Source organism: Streptomyces jumonjinensis (genome assembly GCF_009600885.1).
GTDB lineage: Bacteria > Actinomycetota > Actinomycetes > Streptomycetales > Streptomycetaceae > Streptomyces > Streptomyces jumonjinensis.
In genome coordinates this window covers 62,058-68,377 of the sequence record NZ_VCLA01000002.1, presented here as the reverse complement: position 1 = coordinate 68,377, position 6,320 = coordinate 62,058, and the positions used below count along the sequence as shown (strand labels likewise).

General features: G+C 71.7%; 6 protein-coding genes. 4 read left to right on the top strand and 2 right to left on the bottom strand.

From position 1 onward, the window contains the following. Window positions 1–305 precede the first annotated feature (305 nt). Entirely contained in the window at window positions 306–815 is a 510-nt protein-coding gene (gene mscL, locus FF041_RS00295; protein WP_323390840.1) for a large conductance mechanosensitive channel protein MscL, read from the top strand. Window positions 816–885: 70 nt separating this feature from the next. On the opposite strand, the gene FF041_RS00290 is transcribed toward mscL, so the two are convergent. Beyond that, window positions 886–1,089: a hypothetical protein gene (locus FF041_RS00290; RefSeq protein ID WP_153520469.1), complete on the bottom strand. Its 204-nt coding sequence runs from the start codon at window positions 1,087–1,089 to the stop codon at window positions 886–888. A 120-nt stretch (window positions 1,090–1,209) separates the two neighbouring features. Here FF041_RS00290 and FF041_RS00285 point away from each other — a divergent pair, with 120 nt between their 5' ends. Next, window positions 1,210–2,289 (top strand): P1 family peptidase, encoded by a 1,080-nt coding sequence (locus tag FF041_RS00285; protein WP_153520468.1) that lies wholly within the window; start codon window positions 1,210–1,212, stop codon window positions 2,287–2,289. A gap of 144 nt (window positions 2,290–2,433) precedes the next feature. Beyond that, window positions 2,434–3,276 carry a DUF6227 family protein gene (locus tag FF041_RS00280; RefSeq protein ID WP_153480776.1) on the top strand — a complete coding sequence of 281 codons (843 nt, stop codon included), beginning with the start codon at window positions 2,434–2,436 and terminating at the stop codon, window positions 3,274–3,276. A 129-nt stretch (window positions 3,277–3,405) separates the two neighbouring features. On the opposite strand, the gene FF041_RS00275 is transcribed toward FF041_RS00280, so the two are convergent. Next, window positions 3,406–5,085 (bottom strand): MFS transporter, encoded by a 1,680-nt coding sequence (locus FF041_RS00275; protein WP_194291880.1) that lies wholly within the window; start codon window positions 5,083–5,085, stop codon window positions 3,406–3,408. A 63-nt stretch (window positions 5,086–5,148) separates the two neighbouring features. Here FF041_RS00275 and FF041_RS00270 point away from each other — a divergent pair, with 63 nt between their 5' ends. Further along, the gene (locus FF041_RS00270) at window positions 5,149–6,108 is read left to right on the top strand and encodes a helix-turn-helix transcriptional regulator (RefSeq protein ID WP_153520467.1); all 960 of its coding nucleotides are present in this window, start codon (window positions 5,149–5,151) and stop codon (window positions 6,106–6,108) included. Window positions 6,109–6,320: the final 212 nt, after the last annotated feature.

Genomic DNA, 6,320 nt, shown 5'->3' with positions numbered 1-6,320 from the left:
GAGTGCGCGTGGCGGAGGTGCCGGAGCCCGCCGGTGCGGCCGAGGGCGGGGGCGCGCTGGTGGTGCTGTCGGCGCCGCGGGCCGTCGCCGCCGAACTGGCCGCGGCGAGCGCGGCGTCCGGGCTGGCGGTGATCCTGTGCTGATCCGGCGGCGGGGAGCGAAGGCCGTGCCGCGGCCTGCCACTCGTACTGACGTACTCCCCCGTCACCTCTTCGCCGGTCCGGAGTGGACAGCGTGGCCACGCGTTGCCGTAGGTTGCGGAGCGTTTGACTCCGTCCCCCGTATTCGCGAAGAGAGGCTCCGTAGTGAGCGAGAAGAAGGTCAGCGTTCTGGAGGGCTTCAAGGCCTTCCTGATGCGCGGCAATGTGATCGACCTGGCTGTGGCCGTCGTCATCGGCGCGGCGTTCACCCAGGTGGTGAACTCGGTGGTGAAGGGCATCATCAACCCGCTGGTCGGCGCCTTCGGCACCCAGAATCTCGACTCCTACAGCTCCTGCCTCAAGGGCACCTGCAAGATGGTGAACGGCGAGGTCGACGGCATCAGAATCATGTGGGGGTCGGTGCTCGGGGCCATCCTGACCTTCCTGATCACGGCGGCGGTCGTCTACTTCCTGATGGTGCTGCCGATGTCCAAGTACCTGGCGCGCAAGGCGGCCCGGGACGCGGCGAAGGAAGGCGCCAAGGAGGTCGTGGAGCTGACCGAGCTGGAGGTGCTGAAGGAGATCCGGGACACCCTGCTGGCGCAGTCACGAGGCGGCTCGGGCACCGGCTCGGCTCCTGGCTCCGGCCCCGTGCCCGGCTCCGATCGGCCCTGAGGCACGGCGAAGCCCCGGGCCGGTCTGCGGGGGCCCGGAGGGGACTCATCGGGCCGTGGACGGTCCGGGCTCAGATGTGGTGGGGCGGCTTCTCATCGAGAAAGCGCGCCAAGTCATCGGCGCCGCCGCCCGGGGAAGGCCGCTCACCCCACCCTCGGTCCGTATCGTCCGAGGATTGCTGGTCCAGCGGATCGTCGAAGTCGATCCTCGGCTCGGGGGACCGCTGCCGGGAGTTCTTCGCGTCTCGCGGGCCGTGGGCGGGGGCGGTGCTCATACCTCAAGGGTACGACCCGCCCACCGGTCCGTCCCCGGCCGGAGCGCCCCGCGCCCACGCTGCGCTCCCCTCGGTCCCGTTCCGCCCCGGCATAAGCCGCACCCGTGGTACGTAAGGGACATGAGCGACAGGGCGATTGGTGTGACGCACGAAGAGGCGCGGAGCGGCGGGCGGCGTGACGCGCTGACGGATGTGGAAGGTCTGCGGGTGGGCCATGCCCGGGTGCCCGGCGAGGGCGCGCTGAGCGGCACCACCGTGGTGCTCGCGCCGGAGGGCGGAGCGGTCGCCGCCGTGGACGTACGCGGCGGTGGACCGGGCACCCGGGAGACCGATGCGCTCGATCCGCGCAATCTGGTGCAGCGGATCGACGCCGTCGTGCTGACCGGCGGCAGCGCCTATGGGCTGGACGCGGCGGGCGGCGTCATGGCCTGGCTGGAGGAGCGGGGCCGGGGAGTGCCGGTCGGCGGGCCCGGACAGGTGGTGCCCGTGGTGCCGGCGGCCTGTCTCTTCGATCTGGGGCGCGGCGGGGACTGGCGGGCCCGGCCCGACGCCTCGACCGGCCGGGCGGCGGTCGAGGACGCGGCGCGCGGAGAGGTGGGCGGCCCGGTGGCGACGGGCTCCGTCGGCGCGGGCACGGGAGCGGTCGTCGGCGGGCTCAAGGGCGGAGTGGGCACGGCCGGCGTCCATCTGGAGGGCTCGGGGATCACGGTCGCCGCCCTGGTGATCGTCAACGCGGTCGGCTCGGCGGTCGATCCGCTCACCGGGGTGCCGTACGGGAGCGGGGGGACCGTGCCCCGTCCCGCGCCCGAGGTGCACTCGGCGGCGGTGCGGCGGCTGGCCGAGGCGAGCGCGGCGCGCGCGGCGTGCGGGCCGTCCCCGCTGAACACCACACTCGCCGTCGTCGGGACCGACGCCGATCTCACCCGAGCGCAGGCGCAGAAGCTCGCGGGGACGGCGCACGACGGAATCGCTCGCGCCGTGCGCCCGGCCCATCTCCTCAACGACGGGGACACCGTCTTCACCCTCGCCACGGGCGCCGTGCCGCTGTCCGCCGGGAACCCGCTCGCTTTGAACGAAGTGCTGGCCGCGGGCGCGGACTTGGTGGCCAAGGCCATCGTGCAGGCCGTTCTCGCGGCCGGTGGAGTGAGCGGACCGGCCGGGGTCTTTCCCTCGTACCGGGAGCTGTACGACATCAACTGATCTACGAGATATGCCCGTTGAAGCGAACGGAGGAACTTCACAAAGACTTGCTTCGTTTTTCGCAACGACTGGACGCGCTGTCAGACCGAGGGGCTACTTTTAGCAATCAACGAGTTACTTGTGGCGACGGCCTGGAGACCCACTTTGAACGATCCGCATGAGACCACCGAGACACATCTTGAGCGGCTCCTGGGCCGGGCGCTCAACTCCTTCGATCTGCCCGACGCCACAGTGGACAGACTCGGCTCGGCGCTCGCCCATGCGAGCTCGCTGCACTCCTCGCACCACAGCGGCCCGCTGGACCGCGCGACCTACCGGCACGCGTATCTGCTGAGCGACGGCAGCTCGCTCGTGCTCTGGGAGCTGGTGCACAGCACCGGAGGCGAGAGCGCCGAGCAGCATGAGCTGTACACGGAGGAGTCGGAGGTGCGGCTCGCCGCCTCCCGGCTGCCCGCGGGCTTCCCGGGGTTCGCCGACCCCGGCGGGCCCGGTGGCGGCGGGCTCTTCCCGTTCCGCGCCTCCGGGTTCCCCGAAGGCCCCGACGCCGACCCGGCGGAGCGCGGACTGCCCGGCCCCATCGGCCTGGACGCGGGGCTCGACGCGGACTTCGCCCTGCTCGCCGCGTTGATGGCCACCCCTCCGGCCGAGCTCCCCCGGATGTATGTCCCGGACAATTCGGCGGACCACGCCCGCCGGGTGCTGCGCCGCGCGGAGAACGCGGACCGGCCGGGTGAGGAGACCGCCCAGCTGCTGCGGTCCGCCTTCGCCCACCACATCGCCCAGGTCTTCGCCCGGCACTGCCGGGTGGCGGGCAAGGACGCCGGATTCACCCTGTACGAGCACGCGTTTCTGCTGCTGGACGGCGTCGAGACCAGCCTCTGGGAGGTCGAGCACACCGCGACGCCGGACGGCCGTCATATGTGCGAGGTCTACAGCGCGGAGCACACCGCCCGCGAGGCCATGGAACTGCGCGCCCGAGTGCGCTGAGGCCCGGCGGGCGGCTCCCTCAGTGGAGCACCCCCGCCGGGCGTCGTCCCCGGGCCCACCGGAACCAGACAGAGTCGGGCTGGAACCGGAAGGCCGGACCGGATCAGGTCCGGCTGATCCGGTCCGGTCTCAGTGGGTCAGCGTCGGCTCCCGGTCGTTCACGGCCGCGTTCCCGTCAGCCGCCCCGTCCGAGTCAGTGCCAGCGCCCGCGTCCGCGCCTTCCAGATGCTGCTTGGGACGGGCGGGCAGCGCGAACATCAGCAGGAAGATGGCGCCGAGCACCGCCACCACCCACCACAGGGAGTTGCGGAACGCGTGAGAGAAGGCGTTCCCGATCATCTCCCGGATGAGCCCCTGCTCCATGGCGGAACCACCGGCGGCGCCGGCCGCGTCGCCCGCCGAGTGCTCCGAGAAGCCGTCGCCGATGGAGTCGTCCATCGAGCCGAAGAAGACCACCGAGACCAGCCCGAGGCCCAGCGCGGTACCGGTCTGCTGCACCGTGCTGATCAGCCCGGACGCCGAGCCCGCGTGCTCACGCGGCACCTCGGAGAGGATCGCGTCCGTCAGCGGGGCGACGATCAGCCCCATGCCCAGTCCCATCACCACCAGCGGCACGGCCATCTGCCAGGAGCCGATCCCGGTGCCGTAGCGGTCGGCCTCCCAGATGTAGAGCAGCATTCCCGCGACCATGGTCAGCGCACCCGCCTGAAGCACCTTCCGCCCGAAGCGCGGCACCAGCTTCTGCACGGACACCCCGGCCGCGACCGACACCGCGATGGAGAACGGCACGCCCGTCAGCCCCGCCCGCAGCGCGGACCAGCCCAGCCCGATCTGCATATAGAGCGTCCACACCAGGAAGAACACGCCCATGACGACGCCGAAGGTGAGCTGGACGGCGATACCGGCGGCGAAGCTCTTCACCCGGAACAGCGAGAGCTCGACCAGCGGGGAGCCGTCCTTGCGGGTCTTGTACCGCTCGTACGCCACGAACGCCGCGAGCACCAGCGGGCTCCCCGCCATGAGGAGATGACCCCAGAGCGGCCAGCCCAGCTCACGGCCGCGCGTCAGCGGGTAGATCAGCATCAGCAGCGCCGAGGTGACCAGGACCACGCCGACCAGGTCGAGCCGGAGCGCCTTGGGGGCGCGGGACTCGGTGATGTACATCCGGCCCAGGATCAGTCCGGCGATGCCCACCGGCAGATTGATGAGGAAGATCGGCCGCCATTCGAGCCCGAAGAGGTTCCACTCGGTCAGCAGCGCGCCGAGCAGCGGCCCGGAGACCGCCCCCAGCCCGACGACCGCGCCGAACAGGCCGAAGACCTTGCCGCGTTCATGGGCCGGGAAGGTGGTGTGGACGATCGCCAGCACCTGGGGCACCATCATCGCGGCCATCGCGCCCTGCAGGAGCCGGGAGGCGACCAGCATCTCCGCGCTCATGGCGAATCCGCAGAGGGCGGAGGCGAGGGTGAAGCCGGTGATGCCGATGAGGAAGAGCCGCTTGCGGCCGTAGATGTCGCCGAGCCGGCCACCCGTGATGAGCCCCGCCGCGAAGGCGAGCGCATAGCCCGCCGTGATCCACTGAATCGCCCCGAAGGAGGCGTCGAGATCGTTCTCGATGCTGGGGATCGCGATGTTCACGATGGTGACGTCGACGAGGTCCATGAAGGCGGCCGTCATCACGATGGCGAGGGCGATCCAGCGGCGGCGGTCGGCCGCCGCCCCGGCGTCCGCCGCCGCGCCCGGACTCGTGGGCTCGGCGGATTTCGTCGGTGGTTCGGGTATGGCGGATGGGTGGGTCTGTCGGCTCATGGGGAGAACAGTAGAAGGGGTGTAGGACAGATCGGGACCTAATTACGGGTGATGCTGGACGGCATGACGGACACTCCGGCACGACTCCTGAATCTGCTCTCGCTCCTCCAGACGCCCCGTGAGTGGCCGGGGAGCGAGCTCGCTCAGCGCCTCGATGTGAGCCCGCGGACGATCCGGCGCGATATCGACCGGCTGCGGGATCTGGGGTATCCGGTGGAGGCCACCAAAGGCGCGGTGGGCGGATACCGGCTGGTCGCGGGGGCCGCGATGCCCCCGCTGCTGCTCGACGACGAAGAGGCCGTCGCGATCGCCGTGGGGCTTCGGGCGGGGGCGGGCCATGCCATCGAGGGCATCGAGGAGGCGTCCGTACGGGCGCTGGCCAAGCTGGAGCAGGTGCTCCCCTCACGGCTGCGGCCGAGGGTGACCGCCCTCCAGTCGGCGACGGTCCCCCTGGCGCAGGGCGACGGCGCGATGATCGACCCCCGCACCCTGACCACGATCGCGGGCGCGGCGACCGGCCGGGAACGGCTGCGGTTCGGCTACCGGGCGAGGGACGGCGCCGAGAGCAGACGGCTGGTGGAGCCGTACCGTCTCGTGTCGACGGGCCGCCGGTGGTATCTGGTGGCGTACGACATGGAGCGGGAGGACTGGCGGACCTTCCGGGTGGACCGGGTGTCGGAGCCGTTCGCGACGGGCGCGCGGTTCGCCCCGAGGGAACTGCCGGTCAACAGCGCGGAGCAGCTCTTCGGCCACACCAGGTCCGCTCAGCAGGAGCATGAGGTGGATGTGACCTTCGATGCCCCGGCGGCCCTGGTGGCGGCCCAGCTGCCCCGGTCGCTGGGCACCCCGGCGCCCACGGGGGAGGCGAGCTGCCGGGTGCGGGCGCGGTCGACGGACTCACTGGAGTGGCTGGCCCTGCGGCTGTCGCTGGTGGACTGCGACTTCACCGTGGCGGGTCCGCCGCAGCTGGTGGCCCATATGAGGGAGCTGGGCGCGCGGCTGACCCGTTCGGCCGGCGGCTGAGGTTCCCGGCGCGGGTCCGGGCAGGAGCGCGGACCCGGGCACGAGCGCGCCGGAGTGCCCCGGACCGGTCGGGGCCCGGATAAGGAAAGGACCCCGAGGCCGGGGGGATGGCCTCGGGGTCCGGCTCTGGCCGTACCGCCCACGCAGAGGACGCGAACGGTACGGACGACAGGAGCGGGGAAGGGATCGGGGACAGGGACAGGGACGGGGAC